The sequence below is a fragment of the Acidisphaera sp. S103 genome (assembly GCF_009765975.1).
Classification (GTDB): domain Bacteria; phylum Pseudomonadota; class Alphaproteobacteria; order Acetobacterales; family Acetobacteraceae; genus Rhodopila.
In genome coordinates this window covers 184,142-186,991 of record NZ_LMUJ01000036.1, presented here as the reverse complement: position 1 = coordinate 186,991, position 2,850 = coordinate 184,142, and the positions used below count along the sequence as shown (strand labels likewise).

The following is a 2,850-nucleotide window of genomic DNA, read 5'->3' as shown; positions in this document are numbered from 1 at the left end:
GGGGGGGGTGGGGGGGGTTGGCCGATAGGGTGGTGTTTGTTTCGGGGCCGGTTTTTTGACGCAGAGAACGCCGAGCGGAGCGCAGAGGGCGCGGAGAAGGATTTTTGCGGGGTTTGGGGGACATTTTGTGCGAATGCTTCCTCTGCGGGCACTGCGCTCCGCTCGGCGTTCTCTGCGTCGACAGCGGACTTTGTCCGGATACCGTCCGCGCCTGTTGTAGGTCGGTCGGACTTGGGGGTCGTGCGGCCGTCCGGCGTTTGGACAGGGCCGGCCATGGTGTGCTCTGCCGGATGCCGATATCAACGGCCGTGGCTCTTATGGCGTTATTCGTTAGCAGTGTTCCGAACTTGCAGGATGACGGTTCGTGCGTTCGCAGACCCCAATCTGCCATGCGCCGGCTGCAGCGAAAGCAAGAATTTGAAACGCAGATGAAGACGGATGGACGCAAATGCACGCGGATGTCGCGAATGGAGCATTCGGCGTCATACCGCACCTGAACCGGTCTTCAGGCGATCGGGTTGCACGGACCATTTGCGTGCACCTGCGCCCATCCGCCCTTCATCTGCGTTTCCATTCTTGCTTTGGCGACAGAGACCAGACTCGGCAGATGCGAGTCAAACGTCGCTCGTTCGTAAACAGGCTCGACCGCGCTCCGCCCATTGAAGCTTGTCGCGCGATATCAACGTCGAACGCCATAAGAGCTACGGCCGTTGACGCTGATTCCAATCGACGTTGTTGTTGACCCGTCGGCACCGCCATGCGCCCATCAGGGTGGGCGAAGGTCGGTCGCCCATGCCTTTGTTTTCGCGCGCACAAGGCGTGGATGCCGACCTCCGTCGGCATGACGGATGGATTGGCCGAAGCGTCGGCATGACGGATGGATTAGCCGAAGCGTCGGCATGATGGATGGATTAGCCGAAGCGTCGGCATGACGGATGGATTAACCGAAGCGTCGGCATCAATGCCGGTTGGCATGACCACTCAGAACCGTTACTTATTAGAATCATTTTGCGCTCTGTTGCCGGATCAACCGACAAAAGGGCCGCCTTGGTCGGGGGGCGGCCCTTCGGAGTCAGGGTGCATGGATGGGTTTGAACCGGCCGGCCAGGATCGAATTGCCGTTGCCGGTTCATGAGCCCACTCGTCGTGGCGTCAGCGGGTAAAGCCCTCCAGTTCATCCTGCGCCCAGGCGACGACCTGGGGGATCGTCTGACCGTTCTTCAATCTGGCGAGCATGTTGGTGTGGACCGCACGCTGATACACCTGCACCGCGATATCGGGGGAGGCCTCCGACGCCGTGATGTTGGGCTTGGCGTCATGCCATGGCCGGATCGGATAGTTGTAGACGGTGCCTGTGGGCGGCCCCACCGTCTCCCATATCTTGAAGTCGTTCATGCTGCTGAACGTCGGCAGATCGTAGCCGTCCACGACGTTGGCCCGAGCCTCGACCTGCTCGCGCTGCATGAGGTATTCGATGAGTTCCTTGGCGGCGCCCTGGTTCTGGCTGAAGTTGTAGATTCCCCAGAAGAATGTCGCTGTGGGAACATAGCGTCCTTTCGGACCACTGGGTGCCGAGAACGTCCAGCAATCCGCCGCGATCTGCGGCGCGTCGCGCTTCGCCACCGCCCAGGCCGACGGCGGATTGAAGATCAACGCCGATTTCCCTGAAATCAACGCCCGGTTATTCGATGCGTCATCAAAACTGACTGCATCGTCGGGTATGAACTTGACCAGTTTCTGGGCATATTCCAGCACCTGATGCACGGCGTCGGATTTCACCTGCACCGCGCCCTCGCTGTCGATCAGCGCGGCACCGAACGCTCGGAACATCGCGCCCACCTGGTCGATCCCGTCGGTGTTGGTGCCGCTGCCCAGGCCCAGGGCGAACGTCATGCCGTCCTTGTGCGCCGCCTCCGCCGCTTTCAAGAACGCGTCATAGGTCCAATCCTTGGCCCCCTGCGTCATTTCCGGTTTCACCGGATACATCGCCTGCACATCGAAACCGTATTTCTTCATCAGGCTGATGCGCGCACAGGGCGGCTTGGTCTGGTCGCCGCTGCTTGTGGGCACCGCCATCCAATGGCCTTTGACTTTCGCCAAGTATTCGGCGGTGCTGCTGCTAGGCCCGTATTTTGCGATCAGCCGCCCCATGACATCGTCCACCGGCGCCAGTGAGGCCGCGACATTGTACATGTCCCAGTTGAGGAAGGTCATGATGTCGTGGCCGGTCTTGGCTTGAGCCTCGGCGACGCCCGTCATCAACAACTTGTTACCGTTACCGGTGATAAAGTCTACTTGTACGTCGACTTTGTTTTGACTGGACCATGCATCCACCTGCTTTTGCATGATCGCGTTGCCGTCCGGCACCCAATGGTCCCAGAATCCGACCGCCAACTTCCCGGCGGCGCCCGCGGTTCGGATGTGGACCAGGGGAAGAGCCGCGGCTCCGGCGGCAAGCATGGCGTGGCGGCGCGTTATTCGCGTTGTTTTCATGATTTTACTCCCTGTTAGCAAAACCACGATAGGCTGTTCCGGTGGCGATATCCACTGGACTCGTGTTATTCATTTGACTGGCATTTTGATCCGTGCCGGCCGATTGACAGCCGCATCCCCCGGACTTCAACTGCCCGACCGATGCCTGAAGCCCAGTACAGTCCATAACGCATATTGGGCAATGCATCGGAGGGAGTCGTTATGTCGACGAAATTGACAAATATCGTATCCGTTCTTTCGCTGGTATTGTGCGGTTCCGCGGCTGCGGTTCCAACCGCCTTGGCACAATCCCAGACGGCCGAACCAGCCGCGTTGGCCGGTCCACCGTCTCCCGAACGGGTGCAGCCGTGGGGTTTG

The 2,850-nt window shown here is 60.0% G+C and carries 2 protein-coding genes; both read right to left on the bottom strand.

Annotated features, from left to right (window positions below; all coding sequences use genetic code 11):
- Nucleotides 1-1,152: 1,152 nt before the first annotated feature.
- Nucleotides 1,153-2,493, bottom strand: a complete 1,341-nt coding sequence (locus GSQ89_RS09290; RefSeq protein WP_158924275.1) for an ABC transporter substrate-binding protein — start codon at nucleotides 2,491-2,493, stop codon at nucleotides 1,153-1,155.
- A gap of 65 nt (nucleotides 2,494-2,558) precedes the next feature.
- A partial coding sequence (locus GSQ89_RS38425) for a hypothetical protein (RefSeq protein ID WP_216856080.1) occupies nucleotides 2,559-2,850 on the bottom strand: 292 nt, incomplete at its 5' end.